The following is a 23309-nucleotide window of genomic DNA, read 5'->3' as shown; positions in this document are numbered from 1 at the left end:
GAAAAGGCAGGATGAACAAGGGGATCGCGCAAATGATGTCAGGCATCCGTCCGTTTCTGGCGCTCACCTGCGCATTGTTGGCAGCGCCGCTGGCCGCCGATGAGCCTGCCGCCGATCCCTTGCCCGATCTCGCGGTAATGGATGCCAAGGCGCTGGTCGCGCTGTTCACCGAGGACGAGAATCGCTGGTCGCGCGAGCCCTGCACCTTCGGCGCGCCGCTGCTGGTTGCGCTTGAGGCCAAGGCGGCAAGGCCCATTCCGGTGCGCCGCGTCCGGCTGTTGGCCGAAGCGCTGTGTGCCGACCGCGAGAAACGTTACGCCGATGGCGCGCGGCTGGTGGGCGAGATCGCCAAGCTTACGCCGGACGAACCGGAGACCGGCATGGCGATCTATTTCGCCAACCGGATGGAGGATCCCGATGGGATGCTCGCGGTGCTGCGCGGGCTGGACGATAGGGGCCTCGGCCAGCTTGACGAGGATGATTACTGGCTCGCCGGCCGCGTCCTCACCCGCAGCGGCCGCCAGAGCGATCTCGATGCATTGGCGCTTGGATGGGCCGAGGGCGGCAAGCTCGCCTTCATCGATACCCAGCTGCACGAGAGCATCGCTATCCGGGCACTGCGTGCGGCAGCGGTTGCGGGGCGCGGCGATCTGGCCGATCAGCTGCTGCTGCCGATCACCAGCCCCACCGCGTACATCAGGCTGCTCACCAGCCGCGAATTCGAACCCCTCTGGCCGCAGATCGAGATGCGTGCCGGGCCAAACCTTACGCTGGTCGGGGACGAGCATGTCAGGGCCACGCGCATCCGATTTACCAATGCCCCGAATGATCGCGACCGCTTTTCCGATGCGGCCCATGCGCTCCACTATAATGGCCAGTTCGCCGAGGCGATCACGCTCGCCCAGCGCTGGCGCGAGCGCGAGGCGCGGGGCGTGGGGATCGAGGAGGGTGATGCCTGGGCGCTCAACATCGAGGCCTATGCCTATGATTCCCTCGGTCAGCCCAAGCAGGCCGACAAGGTGTTCGACGATCTGGCGAAGCTTGATCCGGACGAACACAACTGGGTCGTCAATTTCGTGATCAACCGCGCCTCGCGTCTCGTGGGGCAGGGGCGCTGGAAGCAGGGCCTTGCCGCGAACGATCTGGCGCGCAAGGTGGCCGAGATGCAGGGCAGCACCTATGCCAAGCTGATCGTCGCCGCGAACCGCGCCTGCGCGCTCCAGCGATTGGGCCGGGCGCGCGATGCAGCGGGCGAGCTCGCCTACCTGCGCGAGAACTGGAAGGAGGGGATCGCGCTGACTGTGCGCGGGCTGCTTTGCCACGATCTCAAGGACGAAGCGGCGGCCTTGCTGCTTGCTGGGCTGCGCGATGAGAGCCTGCGGGACTTCGCCATCAACGCCTTCCAGACCGACGAGCTCGACCTGTTCTACACCGCGACGATCCTGCCTCAGGCGGGCGACATCCTGCCCGATTATCCCGAGCTTGCCGCCGAACTTGCAAAGCACATGCGCCCAATCCCTGAGGCCTATATTCCGCAAGCCGCACTCAAGCGTGTGGCTGTGAAAGAAGGTGTGGCGCGCTAGGCGCGCTGCCTCAGGCGATCACCCCGAACAGGTCATGCGCGTCGGCATCCTCAATCGTCACGCTGACGATATCGCCGGCCTTGAGGCTTGATGGCACGTTGCGCAGGTACACCGCCCCGTCGATTTCGGGCGCGTCGGCCTGGCTGCGGCCCGTCGCGCCGATATCGCCGTCCTCGTCCGGCTCGCCCACCTCGTCGATGATGACGGGAAGCGTGCGGCCGACCTTGGCGGCGAGTTTGGCAGCGGAGATGCGCTCGGTCACTTCCATGATCCGGGCGTAGCGTTCTTCCTTCACCGCCTCGGGCACGTGATCGGGCAGGTTGTTCGCCGCCGCGCCTTCGACCGGCTCGAACCGGAAGGCGCCGACGCGATCAAGCTGGGCTTCTTCCAGCCAGTCGAGCAGGTATTGGAAGTCTTCTTCCGTCTCGCCCGGGAAGCCGACCACGAAGGAGCTTCGGATCGCGATATCCGGGCAGATTTCGCGCCAGCTCTTAAGCCTCTCGAGCACCTTGGCCTCGTTGGCGGGGCGGCGCATCAGCTTCAGCACCTTAGGCGCCGCGTGCTGGAAGGGAATATCGAGATAGGGTGTCAGCAGCCCCTCCGCCATCAGCGGGATGACCTGATCGACGTGCGGGTAGGGGTAGACATAGTGCAGCCGCACCCAGGGCGCATGGCCTTCCGGGGTGCGCAGGCCTCCCAGTTCGCGGGCCATGTCGGTCATGTGCGCGCGCACATCCCGGCCCTTCCACGTCTGGCTCTCGTGACGGATGTCAACGCCATAGGCGCTGGTATCCTGCGAGATGATCAGCAGTTCCTTCGTGCCGGCCGCGACCAGCTTTTCCGCCTCGCGCAGCACGGCATCGATGCGGCGGCTGGCGAGCTTTCCGCGCAGGCTCGGGATGATGCAGAAGACGCAGGAGTGATTGCAGCCCTCGGAAATCTTGAGGTAGCTGTAATGGCGCGGGGTGAGTTTAATGTCCGGCTGCGGGATCAGGTCGACAAACGGCCCCATGCTCGGCGGGGCGTAGGTGTGTACCGCTTCGACCACCTGTTCGTATTGATGCGCGCCGGTGATCGCGAGGACCTGCGGGTGTGCGGCGCGGATCGCGTCGGCTTCCTCGCCCATGCAGCCAGTCACGATCACGCGGCCGTTTTCGGCAATCGCCTCGCCGATCGCGGCGAGGCTTTCCTCCTTCGCCGAATCGAGGAAGCCGCAGGTGTTGACCAGCACCACATCGGCGCCTGCATAATCGGGCGACATCTCGTAGCCATCTGCGCGCAGCCGGGTGAGAATGCGCTCGCTATCGACCAACGCCTTGGGGCAGCCGAGGGAGACCATGCCGACTTTGGGCGGCTGGGGGATGGTGATCGTGCTCATGAAGGCCGCGCGCATAGCCCAAGCGGGACGTGGAGTCACGTGGGCTTGACCGCAGGCCTGCCGAGCGGGCATTGGGCGGCCATGATCGCCAAGCTCTTCATCGAACATCCGCGCGCCATCGGCGAGACCTATGGCCAGCACGCCCGCACCGCCTGGAGCTTCGGCTGGCGGATGGTGACAGGCGGGCTCGCCTGCATGGTGCACGCCGTCATCCCCGGTGTCTTCGTCAAGACCGCGAGCCGCACTGTGGTGCAGCTCGACGCCGAAATGCGCGGCCGCAAGCCTGCGCCGGGCGACGAGGAATTCGCCTACGTCATCTGAAGGCGGGCTACCGGCCTTGCGCGATTGCGGCTAGACTGCCGCCATGCGCATCACCATCACCAAGGGTTCTGACGGCGACCGGATCGCGGTGACCCGGGCTGACGGCTCGCAGGAGGCCTTCGCCTTCCCGCGCAAGGGGCCCTATCCCCACGATGCCTTCCACTTCTTCATCGAGCGCGAACTCGGGATGGCGCGCGGCTTCTGGGGACTGCTGGCGAGCGGGCTTGCCCCTGATGCGGTGCAGACCCTTGCCCACGCGGGCGGCCACGCCAGCGCCAAGCGCGCGGCCACGCCCGATGCGGCGATCATCGAACTGGTTCAGGCCGAAAGGCTGGTGGAATGTTTCGAGGCCGCAAGCTGGAGCGGCGGAGCTGACGACGCGATGATCATGGCCATGGCCGAGCCCGCTTGGGCCGCCAGCCACGTGCCTGCCCCCGAGGGAGTGAACGCGCGGCTGGGTGATATCCGCGCAGCGCTCGACGTTTTTCTCGAGGACTGGCGCGCGCTGCGCGATGGCGGGGCGCTGGCGCTGGAATGGCCGGATGTGGCGGGAGAGCAAGGATGAGTGATTTTGCACTGTGGCCGGTGCTGGCCGGAACCGCCGCTTTCTTTGCGGTCGGTGCGCTATGGTATGGCGTGATCTTCGCCGCCCCGTGGCAGCGTGCGGCGGGCCTTTCCAACACGCAGATGCGTGATGGCAATGCGATGCCGCTGATCTTCGGCCTCACCTTCGCCTTCGAGATGCTGATCGCAATGGTGCTGTGGCACCTTATCGCCCGCACCGATCCCAAGCCCTTTGTGGTGATGATGATGGCGACGGGCTTTGCGGTAGGCGTGATGATCCCCGCCATCGGGATCAACTACCTCTATCTCAGGAAATCGCTGACGCTGTTCCTGATCGATGCCGGACACTTTCTCGTCGGCATGGCGGCGATGGGTGGGGTATTCGTGTGGTTCCGCGGGTAACGCCTCAGGCGAACCGCTCGGCAAGGATGCCGATGGTCGAATAGTGGGTGAGATCGAGCTGGAGCGGGGTGACCGCGATATAGCCTTCCTCGATCGCTTCGAGATCGGTGCCGTGATCGAGGGTGTGCTCGATCGAATCCAGCCCGAACCAGAAATAGCGATAGCCGCGCGGATCGCGTCCTTCGACGATGGTGCCGCGCGAATAGTCGTGAAAGCCCTGCCGCACCACGCGGATGCCCTTCACATCCTCGGGAGCAAGCGCTGGGAAGTTGACGTTGATGAGTGTGCGCTCGGCCATCGGCGCATCGATCAGGGGCGCGAGCACCTTTGCCCCCCATTCGCGCGCGGCGCCGAAGGGCACATCGTCGCCCATGCCTTCGCGGGCATAGACCTGGCTGAAGGCGATCGAGCGGACGCCTGCCAGCGCGCCTTCGATCGCAGCCGAGACCGTGCCCGAATAGGTGATGTCGTCGGCAAGGTTCGCGCCGCGATTGACGCCCGACAGGATCAGGTCGGGCGCTTCGGGCATGACCGTGCGCAGCGCCATCATCACGCTGTCAGTGGGCGTGCCGGTGACGGCGAACCGCCGCTCGCCAAGCTTTTGCAGGCGCACGGGCCGCGTCAGCGTGAGCGAATGGCCCGCGCCCGATTGCTCCTCGGACGGCGCGCAGATCCAGATGTCGTCCGAAAACTGGCGCGCGATTTCCTCCAGCACCTTGAGGCCGGGGGCGTTGATGCCGTCGTCATTGGTGAGGAGGATTCTCATCGCGCTGCCATCCCTAACCGTTCGTGCTGAGCTTGTCGAAGCACTGTATTTCCTTTGGTTGCGCGGTTCGCGAAGAAGAAAGGCGGCCCTTCGACAAGCTCAGGGCGAACGGGGTTATTTTGGCGAAATGACGCTCACCCCGCCCATATAGGGGAGCAATTCGTCAGGCACGGTGACGCTGCCGTCAGCGTTCTGGTAATTCTCGATCACCGCCACCAGCGTACGCCCGACCGCAAGGCCGGAACCGTTGAGGGTGTGGACGAACTCGGTGCGCTTCTCGCCTGCCACGCGGTAGCGGGTGTTCATCCGGCGGGCCTGGAAGTCGCCGGTGTTCGAACACGAGCTGATCTCGCGGAAGGCGCCTTGCCCGGGGAGCCAGACCTCAAGATCATAGGTCTTCTTCGCGCCGAAGCCCATGTCGCCGGTGCACAGCAAGAGCTTGCGATAGGGCAGGGCGAGGCGTTCGAGGATTGTCTCTGCCGCCCGGACCATGCGCTGGTGTTCGGCCTCGGATTCCTCGGGGCGCACGATGGAGACCAGCTCGCACTTTTCGAACTGGTGCTGGCGGATGAACCCGCGCGTATCGCGCCCCGCCGCGCCGGCCTCGGAACGGAAGCACAAGGTGAGCGCGGTGAGGCGCATTGGGAGCGCGGCTTCGTCGAGCAACTCGCCCATCACGCTGGCGGTGAGGCTGACTTCCGAGGTGGGGATGAGCCAGCGGCCATTGGTGGTGCAGAAGCTGTCCTCTGCAAACTTCGGCAGCTTGTCGGTGCCATACATCGCATCGTCGCCCACCAGCACCGGCGGGTTGCATTCGGCATAGCCGTGCTCGCCGGTCTGCACGTCGAGCATGAACTGGCCGAGCGCGCGGTGCAGGCGCGCCATCCCGCCCCGCAGGAAGGTGAACCGCGCCCCCGAGAGCCGCGCGCCGGTCTCGAAATCCATGCCCAGCATCGGCGCAATGTCGGCGTGTTCGCGAGGGGTGAAGTCGAACTCCCGCGGCGTGCCCCAGCGCGAGATTTCGACATTCTCCTCCTCGCCTGCGCCGTCAGAGACGTCCGCGCCGGGGAGGTTGGGGATGATCTCGAGCGCGGCCTTCAACTGGCCCGCCAGCGCGTCGGCGCGCGCTTCGAGTGCGGGCATCGCGTCCTTCAGCGCGGCGACTTCGGCCTTGATCGCCTCGGCGGCGTCCTTGTCGCCCTTGGCCATGGCGGCGCCGATCAGCTTGGAGGCTTCGTTGCGGCGGCTCTGCGCGACCTGCACTGCGGTGGTCGCGGCGCGGCGCTCCTCGTCAATCGCGATCAGCGAAGCGGCCTGCGGCGGGAGGCCGCGGCGGGCGAGGCCGGCGTCAAAAGCCTCGGGGTTCTCTCGGATAAAACGGATATCGTGCATGGCACGGGCCTATGCCTCTTCAGGCAGGCCAAGGAAAGAGGGAAGGGGCGGCGGTGATGGACACAAGAGGCCGCCGCCCCATCCGGGGAGAGGTTTAGAAGTTGACCTGCGCGGTCACGAAGATCCGGCGCGGATCGCCATAGAAGCCGGTCAGCGTGCCTTCGCGGCCCAGTGTCGGGGTGAAGGGCGCGCCGTTCACGCCGCCTGCCACGAAGTTGTAGCCGGCGACGATATACTCCTTGTTGAACAGGTTCTTGCCGTGCAGCCCGATCGAGAACAGGCCGCTGTCGACGGTGTAGACCATGCTCGCATCGACCAACACGAAGCCGTCCTGATCGAGGAAGGGGTTGGGTACTTCGAACTGGCTCGCATCCGAGCGCAGCGCGGCAAGACCGATGAAGTCCATCATCCCGCCCGCCATCGGCACGCCGAGATTGAAGCCCATGTGCGCGGTGATTTCCGGCGTGTTCTGGAACACGCGTTGATCGGCGACGTCGCGGCCAAAGGCGTCGATGAACGTGTTGTACTTGGCATCGATCACGCCCAGCGACCAGTTGATGCTGAAGCGGCTGCCGTCGCCAGCAAAGTCCTTGCCGACCAGCGCATTGCCTTCGAACTCGAGCCCGTTGACGCTCGCATTGGCGGCGTTCGAGGTGATGCCGATGAAGGTCTCGTTCACCCCATCGCCATTCGCATCGAAGCCGACCGAACCGGGGATCTGCACATCCGTGTAATCGGCGACAAAGCCGGCGAGACTGATGTTCAGGCGATTGTCGAGCAGCGAGGCCTTCCAGCCCAGTTCGAAGCTGTCGACCGTTTCAGGGTCGAAGGCCATGAAGTCGAACACCTCGTCAGCCGTGCAGGCTCCGCCGCGGCTGTTGCGGCAAGCGGTGGTCTGGCCGCGCGGGTCAAACCCGCCGCCCTTGAAGCCCTGCGAATAGGTGAAATAGAGGTTGTGATCGGCATTGGGCTGCCAGCTGATCGAGGCGCGCGGGTTGAAGTCCTTGAAGGTCGCGCTGCCGTTGAAATTGCTGGTCACCGCCGCGGCCACGCCCGCCCCGCCGAACAGCGGGGAGAACCCGCCGACGAAGGTCGTACGCAGCACCTGGCTGGTGCGCTTGTCGTTGGTGTATCGCCCGCCGACCGAGACGCTGACCGTGTCGGTAAGGTCATAGGTGAAGTCGCCGAACACCGACCATGTCTTGGTGTCGACATCGCCCAGCGTCTGCGCGGTGAGGCCGGCAACGGTGGTGAACAGTGCCACGTCAAAGGCGGTGAAGGCGTTGGCATCGAGATAGTAGAAGCCGATTACGCCCGAGAGATTGTCGCTCTCGTAGAGCAGCTGGAGCTCCTGACTGAACTGGTCGTTCTCGTAGATGCCCGGCACATCGAGGTCGGCGGCAGGAAGGCTGTCGAAATCGATCGGCGTGGTCGACTTGTCCTGACGGTAGCCGGTGATCGACTTGAGAGTGATCGTGTCGGACACCGCCAGCGCCATGTTCAGTGCGCCGCCATAGGCCTCGACTTCCTGATCGATGATGTTGAGCCCGGCGCGGGTGTCGAACACGTCATCGAGCACCGGCGCGCCGGTGCGCAGGCTGGTGATGAAGCGGTGGCCCTGACGCGCCTGCGAATTGTCCTTGACGTAATCGCCGGACAGGCGCGCCGAGAATGCCCCGCTCTCGAACTCGATCGTGCCGCGCGCGGCCCACACGTCCTTGTTGTAGTTCTCGGTACCGAGCGTGAGGTTCTCGCCGAAGCCGCCGCGCGACAGGCGGGCGCCGCTCGCGCCGATCTTCAGGCTGTCGGAAATCGGGGTCGAAGCGCTGACGATGAGATCTGCCTGATCATAGGAGCCATAGGTGCCGCGCACCATCAGGCTGGTCTCGTCGGGCAGGGCGGCAGTGACATACTTGATCGCGCCGCCGATGGTGTTGCGGCCGTAGAGCGTGCCCTGCGGCCCGCGCAGCACTTCGATCCGCTCGACATCGTAGATATCGAGCACGGCGGCCTGCGGACGGTTCAGATAGACATCATCGATGTAGAGGCCGACGCCCGCTTCGAACCCGCCGACCGGATCCTGCTGGCCGACACCGCGGATGAAGGCGGTGAGCGTGGTGTTGGTGCCGCGGCTCACCTCAAGCGTGATGTTGGGCACCTGCTGGCCGATCTGGGTGAGGTCCTGAATGCCCTGCTGGATCAGTGCATCGCCCGAAAGCGCGGTGACCGAAAGCGGCACGTCGATCAGGCGTTCCTCGCGGCGGCGGGCGGTGACGATGATCGTGCCATCATCCTCGGCGGTCGAGGCGGCCGGATCGGCAACGCTGTCCTGCGCGGCGACAGGTGCGGCGAAAGTGGCAAGTGTGGCGCAGCCGGCCAGCAGCACTGCGCGCGAGCAAAGCATCTTGGTCATGGGGGTGGTCCTCTCCTATCCCTCTTGTGCGCTCATCAATATTGAAAGTTGAACCACCTTTCAAGTTTAGACTTGTGCACGCCCCTTGCGCGGCTTACCGAAAGCGTGGAGGGAGATGCGGATGGGCAACACTCGGGTCAGCACTGTGATCGACGCGCCGCTGGTTGCGGACGATCCCAAGGCGCCGCGCACCGAGCGCGGGCGGCGGACCTTGCGCAAGCTGCTCGATGCGGCCGCCGAGGAATTCGGCGAGAAGGGCTTTCACGAAGCCTCGGTCAGCTCGATCACGCGGCGAGCAGGCATGGCGCTGGGCAGCTTCTACACCTATTTCGACAGCAAGGACGCGCTGTTCCGGGCGCTGGTCGCCGACATGAGCGAGAAGGTGCGCACCAGCGCGCGTTCGGCCCTCAACGACGGCATGGGCCCGCTCGAAATCGAACGTGCGGCGCTGACGGCGTTCCTGCGCTTTGCGGCCGAACACAAGGAAGTCTACCGCATCATCGACGAGGCCGAATTCGTCGATCCGGCGAGCTACCGCGAACACTACGAGACTATCGCTGCCCGCATTGCCGATCGCCTGCGCGCCGGTGCCGAGCATGGCGAATTCCGCGACGGGCTGGGCGAAATCGAAGCCTGGGCGATCATGGGCATGAACGTCTTTGCCGGCCTGCGCTTTGCCGTATGGGGCCAGTCGGACAAGTCCCCGGAAGAGGTCGCAGACGGGGTCAACCGATTGCTGGCGGAAGGCCTGCTGCGGCGCTAGAGGGGCAGGGATGATCCTTGCCATTCACGCCATTCCCGATGCCGAACACCTCGCCGCGATTGCCGAGCGCGTTGCCCTGCTCGAATGGCGCGACGGGCGCGAGACCGCTGGCGCGGTGGCCCGTGCGGTCAAGAGCAACCTTCAGGCCAGCATGGACTCTGTCCCCGGCCGCCGCTTGTCTGACGAGCTTTCGCGCCTGATTGCCGATCATCCGGTGGTCAAGGCCGCCGCTCAGCCCCGCCGCATCTCGCCCCTCTTGATCAGCAAGACGGGCGTGGGCGGGCATTACGGCAACCATGTCGACAATGCGCTGATGGGCAAGGGCGATGCCCGGCTGCGCACCGATCTGTCCTTCACGCTCTTCCTCACCCCGCCGGAAGAGTACGACGGCGGCGAGCTGGTGGTCCATGCAGCCGGTATGACCCAGGAGCTGAAGGGCGAGGCGGGGCACATGGTGCTCTACCCCTCGGGCAGCATCCACGAGGTCCGGCCCGTGACGCGCGGCACGCGGATCGTATGCGTCGGCTGGATCGAAAGCCTCGTGGCAGATCCCTCGCAACGCGAGATGCTGTTCGATCTGGAAAACCTGCGCGCCTCGCTGCGCCGCCAGCTCCCCGCGCAATCGGCCGAGCTGCTGACGCTCGACAAGACCATCGCGAACCTATTGCGGATGTGGGCGCGACCCTGACGGCTTGGCGGCGGCCTGCTTCTTTCCCTTGAGGGTGAAGTAGATGATCAGGCTCACCCCGATGACACTCGGCCCCGCCCAGATCGCGGGGTTGAACACGTGCTCGGGGATCATGCGGATCAGGCCGACCGACAGAAACGCGGTATAGGCCGAGATCCCCATGCCGATCAGCGCGCGGAAATGCTCGCCAACATAAGTCTGCCGCGGTGGATCGCTGGTCTGCCAGATGTAGCGCTGCTGGATCAGCATCGACACGATCCCGATGAATGCCACCAGCATCATCAGCGGATGTCCGACCTTGAAGCCGAACCAGCCGCACCACGCGCCCGAGACAATCACGGCGGCAATCACCGCCTGATAGCGCGGAGCCCTGAGGGCAGTCCGATCACGACTGTGGCGCACCACGGCGAGACCATAGTCGACAAAGCCGATGGTGAGCATGCCGAGATAGAGCATCATCCAGCCGAACAGCCCCTCATACAGCGTTCGGTCGGTGATTTCGGGGTGGCGGTATTCCGGCCCGTAGAGCGAGAGCAGCGCCATCGCGATCGCCAGCATGCCCGCGCCCAGAAAGCCGTAGCAGGCCGCCTTGCCCCATTTGCGATGATTGACGGCGCCCTTGCGGGTGACAATCGGCCCCCAGAACGCCGTCAGCCCCACCACACCGGTGGCGACATGAAGCACGACGAGCGCGTGGAACAGCGTCATGCCAAGCAGCATGACACATTCCGTGTCAGGTTCCTAGATCACTCCGCCCTGCGCGCCGGTCTCAGCGCACCCGCGAGGGTGCGATCAGCACAGCATTGGCGATCAGCAGGTCGAGCCCGTCGAGATAGGCGCGGGTCGCGGGATCATGGGCAAAGCCGATCACCAGCCCGCGCCCTTGCCGCTGTGCCATCAGGTAGGGCTTGTAGGCCAGCTGCCGCCGGTTCTCGTCCCACACATAGCCGCTGGCGATGAGATCGCCGGGCGCGGCAAAGCGCAGCACGTTGATGCCATCAGCGCGGTCGAGCGGGGTGAAGATCTGCGTCCCCGTCGCCAGCACCACGGCCCCCGCGTCATAGCCTGCCGAGAGGAAGTGATCGCGATCCGCCACCGCATTGAGCAGCGCGCCGGGCATGGTGTCGGGCAGGGCCTGCTGGTCCTTGATCGCCTCGCGATATTCCGCGTCACTGGCAATCTCGACCGCTTCGGCGAGGCCGCCCTCCTTGCTCTTGTCGCCGGCTGCCGGATCGCGGCCCAGCGCGGCTTCGCGCTTGACCTTGAGCATCGGCGCATCGCCGCCGCTGAAGGTCTCGAGGCTGTCGCCCACCGCCACCAGCACGCCTCCGCGCCGCACGAAATCGCGGATCGTGCGCTGGCCGCCTTCGCCGAGGATCGCCGAGGGCTCACCCTCGGGCACCAGCAGCACATCGTAGTCGGCGAGGTCCGCGCGGGCGAGGCGCTGGGTGCGGATCGGCACCACCGGCACGCCGAGGCGGCGTTCGAGCACATAGCGCATCGCGCCTGCGCTGAGCTGATCAATGCCGTCGTCCCATGCAATAGCAACGCGCGGCAAGGTCAGCCGCACAAAGCTCTCGCTGCCGAGATTGGGGCCGCTATCGACCCATCCGGAATCGAGCGCGACCGTCTGCGCGCCGACTTCGCGGGCGAGTTCGGCAAGTCGGGCCATCTTTTCAGGGCTGTTGCTACCCGCCGGGAACACCACCGTGCCGCGCGGGAATTCGCGACCGGCCTTGGTGAAGGCCTTGTCGGTGACCCGCGCCTCGACCCCTTCGCGCAGCGCCAGTGAGACGAGCCGTGCCTGACCGCTGTCGTTCCACGGCACGGCGATCCCGAAGGTGCCTGCGCCTTCGCTCAGCGCGGCCACCGGCGTGTCACCGGCGAGCGCATCGCCCGTGGCGGGCGCGTTGCACAAGGTGACATCGACGCCGGCCATGAGGCCAACCGACCAGGCGGTCACATCATAAAGCTCGTGCGGCAGATCCTGCGCGCGGCGACGCTCCTGCTCGGCAAGGAAATCCGGCGGAAGGGGCGTGTCGCGATCAAGCAGGCTCTTCACCAGCCGCGCGGCGGGCTGGGCCTGCGGGACGGCGAGATAGCCTTGCGGGTAGCTCTTGCCGCACAGGCTGGCCGCGCCTTCACGGCGCTGTACGGTGATGCCCTGCGCGGCGAGGCGGCGGCCGAGGGTCTCGGCATTCCAGCGCCGCTTGCTAAGGTCGATCACATAGGTCCCGCGTCCGGCGGCACCGCTGGCATTGCCCGCGCGATATTGCGCGAAGTCGGTCAGGAAACGCTGCGGATTGTCCGCCACCGCGCCCGCGGTTGCCAGGCTGGTGGTGAAGTGGTTGCGCACCCCGTCGGCATAGGTCAGCGTGGTGCCGTCCCGCCGTTCGAACTCCAGCCCGCGCGCCGAGGCCTGTTCATAGGTGCTGCCGATCGCACCCTGATGCGCGTTCCAGGTGTCACCATAGCCGGGGTAGAACAGGTCATAGACCTCGCGGGTGAAATAGGGCTCGCCCATCGCGTCGAAAGCGGCGGCGTTGGCGCGGCCGATCAGCTCGTAGGCGCGGATCTGCGCAGGCGACAGATTGGGGTTGAAGGGCTGGGCGGCAGGCGAGAAGAAGTAGCTCTCGTCCCCGCCCATTTCGTGCAGATCGACCACCACCACCGGATTCCAGCTGCGGATCGCGGCGACCTTGCCGCGGGTTTCGGGCTGGCTGAGGGTGAACCAGTCGCGGTTGAGATCGAACATGTAGTGGTTGACGCGCCCGCTCGGCCATGGCTCGTCATGCTCGGCGGCCTGCCGGTCGGCGGCGGCATCGATGCCCTTGGCGGCGAGGAAGTTGTTCACGAAGCGCGCCCGGCCGTCGGGGTTCTGCATCGGGTCGATCACCACGATGGTCTCGCGCAGGATCTTGGCGGCGCGGGCATCCTCCTGCGCGGCGAGCAGGTGATAGGCGGTCATCAACGCGGCATCGGTCGAGGAGATCTCGTTGCCGTGGACGCCGTATGCCAGCCAGGTGACCGGCAGCGCCGCCCCGTTCGAGGTGCGGCCTGCGGCGATGTTCGCCAGATCGGCGCGGATCGCATCGAGCCGGGCGATGTTTTCGGGGCTCGAGACGATCACGTAATAGAGCGGTCGGCCTTCCCAGCTGGTGGCATATTGCACCATCCGCGTCCGGTCAGGCGCGGCGGCGACCAGCGCCTTGAGATAGGCATAGGTCTCGTCCGGAGAGGTGATGCGGGTGCCGGGCGCATGGCCGACGGTCGCCTGAAGCGTCGGGATCGCCGGATCGAAGCGGCCGTCGATGAAGGACTGCGCACTGGCCGGTTGCCCGCCCGCCGCAAGCATGGCCAGCACGACGAGGCCGAGGCCCCAGATAGTCTTCCGCATGATTTTTCCTCGTTTGCCCGGAACCGGGGCGCGCGGTCAGCCTTGCCGCGAACGGGCGGTTCCGGTCAAGCGGGGAGGGGCGTTCACCGCAGGCGGAAAAGGCTCTAGTAGAACTCCGACCGCAGATGATCCTCGAAGGGCCGGGTGGCAAAGGCGAAGCTGTCCGCAAAGACGAGGCCGGGGGTGGCTGCGTTCTCGCCGCCCAGACCTGCCGGCACTGCGCTGCCAAGATCGCTCTCTTCGGCCCCTGCGATCGTATCTTCCGAGAGGCCCTGCACGCCGCCGCTGGTGTTCGGGAACCATCCCGCCCAGGTATCCGGCCCGAAGCCGTTGGCGGTGAGATAGTTGATCACCTCCTGCTGCGACTGGTAGTTCGCATAACGGATATTGCCGTCGTTCTCCATGATCGCGCGCAGGTAGGCGGTGCCATCGGTGAGCGCGAAATAGACCTCCTGCAATCCGTCACGATCATAATCATTCGCGCCCAGCACGCGGTTGATGTTCTCGATCTGGAGATCGTTCTGGAAGCGGCGCTGGCTGTCGTTCGGGCCAAAGCGCTCGACCACACCGGCCAGCACCAGCGGATCGATATAGATGCCAGCGACCCGCGTCTCGCCCGCCCAGCCGTGGTCATTGAAATAGACCAGGCCATCGGGCGCGGTGCCGACTGTCGCAAAGCGGCCGATGAGGCGGTTGACGAGGATCTGGTCGATATCGCCGTCCCCGTTCACATCCGCCTGCCCGATCCGCAGCCAGCCGCCATTGCCGCCGAGCGCGTTCCCATCAAAGTCGCGGATGTCGTTCATCGCGGTCTGGTAGACAGTGCGGTCGGCGGTGTTGAAGGTGACGCTGACGCCCGTGCCGGGACGCAGACGCAGGATCTGGTCGTCGAATTGCAGGAACTCGATCGCGGTGAGGGTATCTGTCCCGTCCGGGCCGGTCACCTGGAACACGCCCGTGGAGGTTTGCGTCACGGTATATTGCGAGCGGGTGCCGCGCACGATGGCGAAGTCGACGTTGGAGCCGCCATTGATCGTGTCATTGCCGAGCCCGCCGGTCAGGCGGTTGGCGACATTGTTGCCGATCAGCGTATCCGCCCCCGATCCGGCGATCGCGTTCTCGATCACCGTGCCGCGCGCGATGCTCATATTGCCGGTGCTGCCGCCGACATTCGAGAAGGTTTCGGGGTTGAGGTCGATCCGCTGGTTGGCGGTGAAGGTCGAATAGTCGAGCGTGTCGGTGCCGCCATGATCGACGATGGTGAATGCGAGCAGATTGCCGGCCGCATTGCGCACCGCGGTGCTGACCCCGTAGATCTCGCGGCCCGAGGTGTTGCCCACGCCATAGATCGTGTCACCCGTGCGGGTGGAGGACGCATTGCCGTAGGACTGCTGGAGCGCCACGATATCGCCCTGCATCGGCGAGATCGCGAACACCCGGCTGAACCCGCGCGCGGCAAAGAAGGTGTTCTCCGCCTGATCGAAATAGGACATCACCGTCGTCGCCCAGGAATCGTTCAGATAGAGCGCGTCCTGCGTGTAACTGGCATTGGCGTTGTAGTTGCCGCCATGCCCCAGCCCCAGCGCGTGGCCGATCTCGTGGACATAGGTCTGGAACGAGTAGGTGTTGAGGCCCGTGCCATATTGCGTGATCCACCCCGTGCCGACGTTGATCGACGAGTTGGTGATGAACCCGTTGACGATGGTGGAGCTGGCGAAGGCGCCTTCCTCCGTGTCGTCAAAGGTGATCTGCGCGCCGCTGGTGACTTCGGAGAAGGTGATCCCGGTCACATCGGTCCACAGGCTCAGCGCCTCACGCGCGAGGAAGATCCCGTCGCTCGTCAGGCCGGTGAGGTTCACCGTCAGCGTGCCACCCGGGCCGACATTCCAGCGCCGTGCCGAACCGCCCCAGTAATTGACCAGCAGCTGGTTGGCGATCTGGTTATAGGTGAATTCGGTGAGCGGCGCGGCCTCGTTGATCGCCAGGCGGTAGCCACCGCTGTCCGAATCCACGAAGCCGCCGACATCGACGAAATAGGTGCCGCTGGTGGTCGCGGTGAAGCGGATGCGGGAATAGGTGCCCGCGCTGTCATCGTTGAAGGCCAGCACCGATCCGCTCGCCGAGCGCAGGGTGAGCGTGGTGTCGACATCCGCGCCCGGCCCGGACGGGGTGGCGCTGGTGATGATTTCATAGGTCTGACCGGCGACCAGCGTGACGGCATACCAGTCCCGGTCGCCATTGACGTCGATCGCTGCCGTTGTCGCCGCTGCACCGACGGTGAGGCTCGCCGTGGTCGAGGCATTGCCGAGCGCCGCGTCGACATGGGGCTGCGAGACGTGGAGTATGTAAGAGCCGGTCCGCGTCTGGAAGCCGCGCACGTCGAGATAGTAGTTCCCGCTGGTCGTCGCGGTGAAGTTGATCTCGGAATAGAGCAGGTTCGCCGCGCCGTTCGCGTCGTCATTCTCGATCAGCGAGGTGCCGTTGGCATCGCGCAGGGTGAGGATCGAATCGCGCAGCGCGCTTGGGGGAAGGAATACGGTGAAGGTGTAAGTCTGGCCGGCCACCAGCGAGATCCGGAACCAGTCGGAATCGCCGCCGGTTTCGATCGAGCCCTGCACCGAAGTCCCCGGCGCGATCGACGATGTCGTGCCGACCCCGCCGATCACGGTGTCGCTGGGCTGATCGTCCGAGCCGCCGGTGAGCCCCTTGTTGCTCAGCCCGCCGCAGCCCATGCAGGCGCAGCCGCCGGTGTGGACGATGGTTTCGCGGTAGGTCTCGAGCCCGCCACCCGGAACACCATCCTCGGCGATCATCCCCAGCCGCTCGCGGTTGCCGGCGAAGGTCTCGATGAACATGGCTACTCCCCTTTGTGTGGCGCAGTCGGCTGCGCAGTCTGATCGGTTGGCGGTTCGGCCAGCACCGCCGCAACCGCGCGGGCCAGACGATCAATATCATCGGGCTGCAGGGCGCGGTCGGTGGATTCGACCGAAATAGACGGATATTGCGGGCGCGCGCCAGTTCCTCCGGCGGACAACTGCGCATCGATCGCGCCGCGCTTGTGCAGGGTGAGGGCAATCGCCAGCCCTTCGGGCGCAGGGCGCTGTCCGAGCGCGGCGGCAAGATCGCTTTCGAAGCGCTCGCAGATCGCGGCGGCATCCATGCCGGGCAGGGCTCCGGTCGCGCCGGTGACAGTGCAGGTGGTGGGCATCGGGCTGGTTGCGCAGGCGGGTTGCAGGAATGCTGCTGCCATCAGAGCGGGAACGGTGTGCTTTGGCAATGACATCGCGGTGGTTCGGACCCGGCCCTTCACGGCAGCGCTGGAAACAGGCCGCCTTCATAACAGAAAACCGCGAGAGTTTAAGAAGATAAAGATTAACCGCAGGCAAATTTCCCTGCATCCGCCGCGCGGGCGGAACAGCTGGCCGAGCGGTCCGCCTCTGGGGGAGCCGCCATCTCTCGTCATCGCAGGAAAGATGGTGGGCGCGACAGGGATTGAACCTGTGACCCCACCCGTGTGAAGGGTGTGCTCTACCGCTGAGCTACGCGCCCGTCCGAAGGGCCATTTGGCCGGGACAGGGGCGCGCCTTTAATCGGGTCCTTGCGGCTTGGCAAGCGGTGCCGGCCATCCAGCCTGCGACTTTTTTGCCTTGGCCGCCTCAGTCGGCAAGCAGCAGCCGCATCAGCCCTGCCATCCCGCCCTGCGGCGCATGGCGTGCAGGCGCGGGGACGAGGCGGCCGGGGCATTCGAGGCACATGACCTGCACCCCGCTCGTGCCCATCAGGCGGCGGGCATCGTGCAGCAGCCTTGCGGCCAGATCATCCTGCTGGCGGGCGATCATCGCAAAGGGATCGCCGCCTGCCATGCGCGCTGTCTCGCCCCCGTTCTCGCTGGCGAGCAGCTGGCGGATCAGCGGATCGAAGTTCTGTTCCGCCGTGCCGAGGAACACCGGATGCCACTCACCCTGCTTGAGCCCGGCCTTTTCACCGGCCCAGGCGAGCGCATCCTCGAGCCCGCCGAACTGGTCGACCAGCCCGATCTGGCGCGCCGCGCCGCCATCCCACACGCGGCCCTGGCCGATCGCGTCGACCCGCTCGACCGGCAGCTTGCGGGCGCGCGACACGCGGGTCAGGAAATCGCGATAGGTCGAGGAAACGCCGGCCTGCAGCACCGCGTCGATCTCGGGCGTGAAGCCGCCGATGATGTCGGGCTGGCCGGCAAGCGGCGTGGTCTTGAAGCCATCGGCATTGACCCCGATCTTCGCCGCAAGCGGCTCGAAGGTCGGCAGCACCGCGAAGACGCCGATCGATCCGGTGACGGTCTCGGGCTGGGCGAAGATGCGGTCGCTCGAGGTGGCGACCCAGTAGCCGCCGCTCGCTGCGACATTGGCGAAGGAGACCGCGACCGGGATCTTGCGATCGCGGTAGCGCTGGATCGCGCGGCGTATTTCCTCCGATGCGGTGGCCGAACCGCCGGGCGAATCGACCCGCACCACGAGCGCGGCCAGATCATCGTCGAGCGCCTCGTCGAGCAGATCGGCAATCCGCGTGCCGCCCGCCGTGCCGGGGCCGGCCTCGCCATCGACGATCTCGCCCGCGATGGTGACGACGCCGATCGCCTTGCCCTTCCGCTCGGTTCCGATGTCGGCGAGGAAGGCATCGAGATCGCTCGAGGCAAAGGCGCCCGGCGTGCTGTCGAAGCGGTCCTTGCCCGCCAATTCGGCGACCCGCCTGCCGAACTGCACGCGGTCCCCCAGCTTGTCGACCAGACCCGCCTTCAGGGCCGCATCGGCGAGATCGCCACCGCCTGCCGCGAGCCACTCGGCGGTCTTGCCGGTCACCTGAGCGATCTGCGCCTTGGGCCGGGCCTTGCCGACATTGGCCTGCCATTCGGCCCACATCGCATTGTAGAGCCCGCCGATATTCTCGCGCGCTTCATCCGACATATCGCTGCGCGCATAGGGTTCGACCGCCGATTTGAAGGTCCCGGCGCGGTAGATGCGGGCGTTCACCCCGACCTTCTGGAGCAGGTCTGCGAAGTAGAGATTATTGCCGCCCGGCCCGGTGACGATCGCCGCGCCCTGCGGATCGAGCCACACTTCGCTGGCATGGGCGGCGAGCAGCATTTGATCATCGCCGTAACCCATCGCATAGGTCAGCACCGGCTTCTTGGCCTTGCGCACGCGGTCCATCGCCTCGCCGATTTCGGTGAGGTGGACCTGCCCCCCGCCCATGAACATCGTCATGTCGAGCACGACTGCGGTGATCCGTTCGTCGGTGGCGGCGGCATCGAGCGCGCGGATGATGTCGCGGGCGCGGTATTCGGAGACCGGTGCGGAACCGGAGAGCAGCGCCTCGAGGGGATCGAGCACCGACTTTTCCTCGACCAGCCGGCCCGACAGATCGATCAGCAGCGCCCCGTCACGCACTTGCCCGGCAGAGGGGCGGGCGGAGAGGATGCCGAACAGGGCGACGAAGAACAGCAGCATGAAAACCAGCACGAGCCCGTCCTTGATCCCGACGAGCACCTTCCACACCTTGCCGACAAAACTCATGCATTGGCCCCTTCATGCGCAACGGCGCAGGTTTAGCGGGTGATCCTTACGACTTCCATTGCAAAGCACGCCCTTAATGGGTTGAGCGACGGACACCGCTCGACTAAGGGCATTGCTTTAATGACCGCGAGCAACCTTTCCGCGCCTTCGGGCCGCTTTCCCGCCGGGCGCCTCGCCTTTCCGCACCGCGATCTCACCGGCATTGGCAAGCTCCAGCGGCACGAGATCCTGTTCCTGCTGCACGAGGCGGAGCAGTGGGTCGCGCTCAATCGCCAGAGCGCCAAGCATTCCGATCTTCTGGCGGGCCTGACCATCATCAACGCCTTCTTCGAGAACTCCACCCGCACGCTCTTGAGCTTCGAGATCGCGGGCAAGCGGCTGGGGGCGGATGTCGTCAACATGCACGCCGCGCAAAGCTCGGTGAAGAAGGGCGAGACGCTGATCGACACCGCGATCACATTGAACGCAATGCGCGCCGATGCGATCGTGATCCGGCACGGCTCTTCGGGGGCGACGGGGCTGATCGCGGACAAGGTCGATTGCCCGGTTCTGAACGCGGGCGATGGCAGCCATGAGCACCCGACGCAGGCCCTGTTGGATGCGCTGACATTGCGCCATGCCTTGCAGGAACGCGGTGAGACGGCAGAGGATTTCACCGGCCTCAAGGTCGTGATCTGCGGCGATATCCTCCACAGCCGCGTGGCGCGCTCGAACATCCTGTGCCTTACCGCGCTGGGCGCAGAGGTGCGGGTCTGCGCGCCGCCTGCGCTGATGTCGGCCGGGGTCGAGGCGATGGGGGTGCACGTGTTCCACCGCTTCGAACAGGCGCTGGCGGGCGCCGATGTGGTGATGATGCTGCGGCTCCAGTCGGAACGGATGAGCGGCCAGTTCATCCCTTCCGCGCGCGAATATCGCCACCTCTACGGCCTCACCATGGACCGCCTGGCGCTCGCCGCTCCCGATGCTCTGGTGATGCACCCCGGGCCGATGAATCGTGGGGTCGAGATCGATAGCGAGGTCGCCGATATGGAAGGGCGTTCGCTGATCACGCGGCAGGTGGAGATGGGGGTCGCGATCCGCATGGCCTGCCTTGATATTCTCACACGCGAAGCGCGCGGGGCGGAGGGCTGGGCATGAAGCAGACCGCGCCTTTCACCATCACCAATGCGCAGGTTGTCACGCCCGCAGGAATTGTCACAGGTGCGCTGCGCTGCGCCGATGGACTGATCGCGGGCGCAGGGGCCGAAGTCGCGCCTGCCGAGGGCGACCAAGTGATCGACGCCAAGGGCAAGCTGGTCGCCCCCGGCCTCGTCGATTGCGGGGTCTTTGCGGTCGACAAGCCCGCGTTCCATTTCGGCGGGATCACCCGTGCTGCCTTGATGCCGGACCAGTCCCCGCCGCTCGATCTGCCGAGCCGGGTGGGCTTCATCGCCAAGAGCGGGAAGCCCGATCTGTGGGTCCATCCGCTCGCCGCCGCGACCCGCGCGCTGGAGGGCAGCGAGCTGGCCGAGCTGGCTCTGATGCAGCAGGCGGGCGCGCGGGGGATTGCCACCGGACGGCGCTGGATTGGCGATAGCGGCGTGATGCTGCGGCTGCTGCAATATGCCGCGATGCTCGATCTCGTGGTGGTCGCCCATGCCGAGGATGCCGGGCTGGCCGGAAACGCCGTCGCCACCGCAGGCGAGATCGCGACGCGGGCTGGCCTTCCGGCTGCGCCTGCCGAGGCCGAGGCGCTGGCGATTGCCCGCGATATTGCGCTCGCCGAATTGGCGGGGGCGCGGCTCCACATCCGGCAGGTGACGACGCGGGCCGGGCTTGATCTGGTGCGCGGGGCCAAGGCGCGGGGTCTCCCCGTTACCTGCGGGATCACGCCTGCGCATTTCATGCTCTCGGACCTAGCGACCGTTGACTACCGTAGCTTCGCCCGCCTCTCGCCCCCCTTGCGCTGCGAAGCGGACCGGCAGGCCGCCCGCGAGGGGATTGCCGATGGCACGATTGACGTGATCGCCAGCGGCCATGATCCGCGCGGGCCGGAGGACAAGCGCCTGCCCTTTGCCGATGCCCTGCCCGGCATGGCGGGGGCCGAGACGTTGCTCGCCATGGTGCTGGGTCTGGTTCGGGACGGGGTGATTGACATGGCCCGCGCTTTCGATCTCGTGTCGCGTAATCCTGCCCGCCTGCTGGGGGTTCCGGCAGGCGGGCTTGCCGAAGGGTTGGAGGCCGATATCGCGCTGATCGATCCCGACCAGCCGTGGATCATCGACCGGCGCAAAATGGCGGCCACCGCCGACAACACCCCCTTTGACCGGCAGGGCGCGCAGGGCCGCGTGCTGGGCCTGTGGAAGGGCGGGGTGCGGGTGGTCTGAGAGCCCCCTTTCCTACAAATCACCCCTTGGCAAAGGCACCCTTGCGCGCGCGCATCGCGGGGCCAAACCGGGCCTAAGCGGGGGTCAAACCGGGGCTAGCGGGGGTCTGGGAGGGGTCTAAAACGACCCGGCTCTGTTGGATTGGAGCGGCATTTCCCGAGGATTTCCGCCATTCTTGCGCCCTGCGGCAATGTTTCACGGTCTGAAAAAACCGAAAGTCCGACCAGCGGCGCAAATTGACCCTATCGCGGGGGCCATTCTGTAGGAAAGCGCCAAAAAAGAACTCCCGGAAAGCCGTGGCCTTCCGGGAGCAGTTTCGCTCATTCAATCAGGGGGAAACTTCAGCGCGCGCGCGAAGCCATGCGCACGCCGCGATCCACCGCGCCGGCCGGCGGGCTGGAGGCGGCATAGGCAAAGCAGCCGCGACCGGCCGACTTCACCGTGCCGCACATCGCCTGCGCGCTCGACTTGCCGAAGCCCTCGGCGGCGACGCGCCAGAAGGTGCGGCCACCCACCACCGCTTCGGTGATGACGACATTGCGGTCCTTCAGCTGCGGGAACTTGCCCTTGAGCACGGTCCAGCCGCGCTCGGCCTCGACCTTGCTGCTGTAGGCGCCGAGCTGCACGAGGTGCGTGCCCGCGTCCTTGCCGCTGGCGGCAGGAGCAGTGAAACCGGCGGTCGCGGCCATGCGGCGCTGGGCGACACGGGCTGCGGGGCGAGCGGGAAGCTCCTGCACCACCGGGTTCGAAACAAACTGGATGCCGCCGCGTGCGGTCGCCGGGCGGGCCGCAGGCGCGGCAACCGGCTGGGCGAAAGCCTCGGCAAAGGAGGGCTTGGCTGCGGCCACGGGGGCGCCAACCGGAGCCTGGACGGGGGCAGGGGCAGGCGAAGCGACAGCCACCACCGGCGCATCGGCCTGGGTCGCGGCTTCGGCCACCATCACCTCTTGGGCGGGGAAGTTGGCGAGGGCGAGCTGCTGCGGCTGGCCGTCATCGGCACGCGGGGTCACGCCGAGCATGGTCGCGACGCGCTGCTGGAAGTGTTCCGGCGCGCTCATCAGCGCCCATTCGGTGAGGCGCGCATCGAGCTGGTCGGCCGGCACGTCTTCGGCGGCCATCACCCGCGCCGCGCGCCAGTTGCCGGCGAGCGCATAGGTGTAAGCGAGGTTCTGGCGCAGCTTGGGCGTGGCTTGCTCGGCGCTGCGGACAGCGTTGATCAGCACGTGCACGCCGCGCTCCGGCTGGCCGGCGAGCGCATAGGCAAGGCCCAGATCAGCCGGATCGATCAGACGCGCATTGTCGTCCAGCACCTTGACCGCAGCCTTGCCGTCGCCGGTGGCGGTGCGGGCCAGCGCTAGGCTAAGCACGGTGCGCGGGTCTTCATTGCCGAGATCGAGCGCGTCTTCAAAGCTGGTCGCGGCCGACTGGAAACGTCCGGCTTCGAGATAGGCGGCACCCAGCAGGGCGCGGAAACCGGGGTTGCGCGGTTCGGCCAGCACAGCCGCTTCGGCGTGGATAATCGCCTTGTCGGTCTGGCCCTTGGCGAGCGCGGTCTGGGCGCTGGCGAAAGACATGTCCCCGCGCGGTGCCGCCGTGGAGCAGCCCACGAGCGCGAGGCCCGCCAGTGCGGTGGTGACGGCGAGCGCGAGGCGCGGCGCGGTGAAGCCGGTCTTGATGCTGCGGTCCATGGTCATTGTCCCCTTGTGATCCTGTCGGTTCGCGGT

Annotated in this window: 18 protein-coding genes and 1 tRNA gene; 8 read left to right on the top strand and 11 right to left on the bottom strand. The window is 66.2% G+C overall.

Annotated features, from left to right (window positions below; genetic code table 11):
- Positions 1 to 32: 32 nt before the first annotated feature.
- Entirely contained in the window at positions 33 to 1583 is a 1551-nt protein-coding gene (locus RSE14_RS07095; protein WP_324076621.1) for a hypothetical protein, read from the top strand.
- Positions 1584 to 1593: 10 nt separating this feature from the next.
- Here the strand turns inward: RSE14_RS07095 and rimO are convergent, their stop codons facing one another.
- Positions 1594 to 2961, bottom strand: coding sequence for a 30S ribosomal protein S12 methylthiotransferase RimO (rimO, locus tag RSE14_RS07090; RefSeq protein WP_324076619.1), 1368 nt, complete (start codon positions 2959 to 2961; stop codon positions 1594 to 1596).
- A gap of 39 nt (positions 2962 to 3000) precedes the next feature.
- Between rimO and RSE14_RS07085 the strand changes: the two genes are divergently transcribed.
- Genes RSE14_RS07085 through RSE14_RS07075 form a run of 3 tightly spaced genes read left to right on the top strand, consistent with a single transcriptional unit; the run spans position 3001 to position 4248 of the window.
- Positions 3001 to 3282 carry a DUF6356 family protein gene (locus RSE14_RS07085; RefSeq protein ID WP_324076617.1) on the top strand — a complete coding sequence of 94 codons (282 nt, stop codon included), beginning with the start codon at positions 3001 to 3003 and terminating at the stop codon, positions 3280 to 3282.
- 43 nt (positions 3283 to 3325) lie between these two features.
- Positions 3326 to 3847, top strand: a complete 522-nt coding sequence (locus RSE14_RS07080) for a hypothetical protein (protein ID WP_324076616.1) — start codon at positions 3326 to 3328, stop codon at positions 3845 to 3847.
- Complete coding sequence (locus tag RSE14_RS07075; RefSeq protein ID WP_324076614.1) at positions 3844 to 4248, top strand: DUF1761 domain-containing protein; 405 nt, start codon at positions 3844 to 3846, stop codon at positions 4246 to 4248. The genes RSE14_RS07080 and RSE14_RS07075 overlap by 4 nt, the downstream gene beginning before the upstream one ends.
- A 4-nt stretch (positions 4249 to 4252) precedes the next feature.
- On the opposite strand, the gene surE is transcribed toward RSE14_RS07075, so the two are convergent.
- The 3 genes from surE to RSE14_RS07060 all read right to left on the bottom strand — a co-directional run bounded on the left by surE (position 4253) and on the right by RSE14_RS07060 (position 8819).
- Positions 4253 to 5014, bottom strand: coding sequence for a 5'/3'-nucleotidase SurE (gene surE, locus RSE14_RS07070; protein ID WP_324076613.1), 762 nt, complete (start codon positions 5012 to 5014; stop codon positions 4253 to 4255).
- A gap of 114 nt (positions 5015 to 5128) precedes the next feature.
- Complete coding sequence (gene serS / locus RSE14_RS07065; RefSeq protein WP_324076612.1) at positions 5129 to 6406, bottom strand: serine--tRNA ligase; 1278 nt, start codon at positions 6404 to 6406, stop codon at positions 5129 to 5131.
- A gap of 94 nt (positions 6407 to 6500) precedes the next feature.
- Entirely contained in the window at positions 6501 to 8819 is a 2319-nt protein-coding gene (locus tag RSE14_RS07060) for a TonB-dependent receptor (protein WP_324076611.1), read from the bottom strand.
- Positions 8820 to 8940: 121 nt separating this feature from the next.
- Here RSE14_RS07060 and RSE14_RS07055 point away from each other — a divergent pair, with 121 nt between their 5' ends.
- Together RSE14_RS07055 and RSE14_RS07050 are read left to right on the top strand one after the other, a co-directional pair.
- The gene (locus tag RSE14_RS07055) at positions 8941 to 9582 is read left to right on the top strand and encodes a TetR/AcrR family transcriptional regulator (RefSeq protein WP_324076610.1); all 642 of its coding nucleotides are present in this window, start codon (positions 8941 to 8943) and stop codon (positions 9580 to 9582) included.
- A 10-nt stretch (positions 9583 to 9592) separates the two neighbouring features.
- Complete coding sequence (locus tag RSE14_RS07050) at positions 9593 to 10270, top strand: Fe2+-dependent dioxygenase (protein WP_324076609.1); 678 nt, start codon at positions 9593 to 9595, stop codon at positions 10268 to 10270.
- Here RSE14_RS07050 and RSE14_RS07045 read toward each other — a convergent pair.
- From RSE14_RS07045 to sppA, 6 genes are all read right to left on the bottom strand, one after another.
- Positions 10244 to 10990 carry a hypothetical protein gene (locus tag RSE14_RS07045; RefSeq protein ID WP_324076608.1) on the bottom strand — a complete coding sequence of 249 codons (747 nt, stop codon included), beginning with the start codon at positions 10988 to 10990 and terminating at the stop codon, positions 10244 to 10246. The two genes, RSE14_RS07050 and RSE14_RS07045, sit on opposite strands and share 27 nt — an antisense overlap.
- Positions 10991 to 11039: 49 nt before the next feature.
- Entirely contained in the window at positions 11040 to 13667 is a 2628-nt protein-coding gene (locus RSE14_RS07040) for a M14 family zinc carboxypeptidase (protein WP_324076607.1), read from the bottom strand.
- A gap of 104 nt (positions 13668 to 13771) precedes the next feature.
- A complete protein-coding gene (locus RSE14_RS07035) occupies positions 13772 to 16522 on the bottom strand; it encodes a M10 family metallopeptidase C-terminal domain-containing protein (protein WP_324076606.1) in 2751 nt (916 codons plus the stop codon).
- 2 nt (positions 16523 to 16524) lie between these two features.
- Positions 16525 to 16917 (bottom strand): hypothetical protein, encoded by a 393-nt coding sequence (locus tag RSE14_RS07030; RefSeq protein ID WP_324076605.1) that lies wholly within the window; start codon positions 16915 to 16917, stop codon positions 16525 to 16527.
- A 224-nt stretch (positions 16918 to 17141) separates the two neighbouring features.
- A tRNA-Val gene (locus RSE14_RS07025) sits at positions 17142 to 17216 on the bottom strand.
- Positions 17217 to 17323: 107 nt separating this feature from the next.
- Positions 17324 to 19219: a signal peptide peptidase SppA gene (gene sppA / locus RSE14_RS07020; protein WP_324076603.1), complete on the bottom strand. Its 1896-nt coding sequence runs from the start codon at positions 19217 to 19219 to the stop codon at positions 17324 to 17326.
- A 120-nt stretch (positions 19220 to 19339) separates the two neighbouring features.
- Here sppA and RSE14_RS07015 point away from each other — a divergent pair, with 120 nt between their 5' ends.
- A complete protein-coding gene (locus RSE14_RS07015) occupies positions 19340 to 20356 on the top strand; it encodes an aspartate carbamoyltransferase catalytic subunit (protein ID WP_324076600.1) in 1017 nt (338 codons plus the stop codon).
- The gene (locus RSE14_RS07010; protein WP_324076599.1) at positions 20353 to 21585 is read left to right on the top strand and encodes a dihydroorotase; all 1233 of its coding nucleotides are present in this window, start codon (positions 20353 to 20355) and stop codon (positions 21583 to 21585) included. Before RSE14_RS07015 ends, RSE14_RS07010 begins: the two co-directional genes overlap by 4 nt.
- Before the next feature lie 341 nt (positions 21586 to 21926).
- On the opposite strand, the gene RSE14_RS07005 is transcribed toward RSE14_RS07010, so the two are convergent.
- Positions 21927 to 23273, bottom strand: coding sequence for an SPOR domain-containing protein (locus tag RSE14_RS07005; protein ID WP_324076598.1), 1347 nt, complete (start codon positions 23271 to 23273; stop codon positions 21927 to 21929).
- Positions 23274 to 23309 lie beyond the last annotated feature (36 nt).

Origin of the sequence: Erythrobacter sp., assembly GCF_035194505.1 — a bacterium.
In the GTDB taxonomy this organism is placed as follows: Bacteria; Pseudomonadota; Alphaproteobacteria; order Sphingomonadales; family Sphingomonadaceae; genus Erythrobacter.
Note: the sequence above shows the minus strand (reverse complement) of the source record. Positions and strands in the feature narration are given on the sequence as shown.

Excerpts from the sequence above, each read along its gene's own strand:
- RSE14_RS07095 (WP_324076621.1), top strand. The coding sequence starts at position 33 with ATGATGTCAGGCATCCGTCCGTTTCTGGCGCTCACCTGCGCATTGTTG.
- rimO (WP_324076619.1), bottom strand. The coding sequence starts at position 2,961 with ATGAGCACGATCACCATCCCCCAGCCGCCCAAAGTCGGCATGGTCTCC.
- RSE14_RS07080 (WP_324076616.1), top strand. The coding sequence starts at position 3,326 with ATGCGCATCACCATCACCAAGGGTTCTGACGGCGACCGGATCGCGGTG.
- RSE14_RS07075 (WP_324076614.1), top strand. The coding sequence starts at position 3,844 with ATGAGTGATTTTGCACTGTGGCCGGTGCTGGCCGGAACCGCCGCTTTC.
- surE (WP_324076613.1), bottom strand. The coding sequence starts at position 5,014 with ATGAGAATCCTCCTCACCAATGACGACGGCATCAACGCCCCCGGCCTC.
- serS (WP_324076612.1), bottom strand. The coding sequence starts at position 6,406 with ATGCACGATATCCGTTTTATCCGAGAGAACCCCGAGGCTTTTGACGCC.
- RSE14_RS07060 (WP_324076611.1), bottom strand. The coding sequence starts at position 8,819 with ATGACCAAGATGCTTTGCTCGCGCGCAGTGCTGCTGGCCGGCTGCGCC.
- RSE14_RS07055 (WP_324076610.1), top strand. The coding sequence starts at position 8,941 with ATGGGCAACACTCGGGTCAGCACTGTGATCGACGCGCCGCTGGTTGCG.
- RSE14_RS07050 (WP_324076609.1), top strand. The coding sequence starts at position 9,593 with ATGATCCTTGCCATTCACGCCATTCCCGATGCCGAACACCTCGCCGCG.
- RSE14_RS07045 (WP_324076608.1), bottom strand. The coding sequence starts at position 10,990 with ATGCTGCTTGGCATGACGCTGTTCCACGCGCTCGTCGTGCTTCATGTC.
- RSE14_RS07040 (WP_324076607.1), bottom strand. The coding sequence starts at position 13,667 with ATGCGGAAGACTATCTGGGGCCTCGGCCTCGTCGTGCTGGCCATGCTT.
- RSE14_RS07035 (WP_324076606.1), bottom strand. The coding sequence starts at position 16,522 with ATGTTCATCGAGACCTTCGCCGGCAACCGCGAGCGGCTGGGGATGATC.
- RSE14_RS07030 (WP_324076605.1), bottom strand. The coding sequence starts at position 16,917 with ATGGCAGCAGCATTCCTGCAACCCGCCTGCGCAACCAGCCCGATGCCC.
- sppA (WP_324076603.1), bottom strand. The coding sequence starts at position 19,219 with ATGAGTTTTGTCGGCAAGGTGTGGAAGGTGCTCGTCGGGATCAAGGAC.
- RSE14_RS07015 (WP_324076600.1), top strand. The coding sequence starts at position 19,340 with ATGACCGCGAGCAACCTTTCCGCGCCTTCGGGCCGCTTTCCCGCCGGG.
- RSE14_RS07010 (WP_324076599.1), top strand. The coding sequence starts at position 20,353 with ATGAAGCAGACCGCGCCTTTCACCATCACCAATGCGCAGGTTGTCACG.
- RSE14_RS07005 (WP_324076598.1), bottom strand. The coding sequence starts at position 23,273 with ATGGACCGCAGCATCAAGACCGGCTTCACCGCGCCGCGCCTCGCGCTC.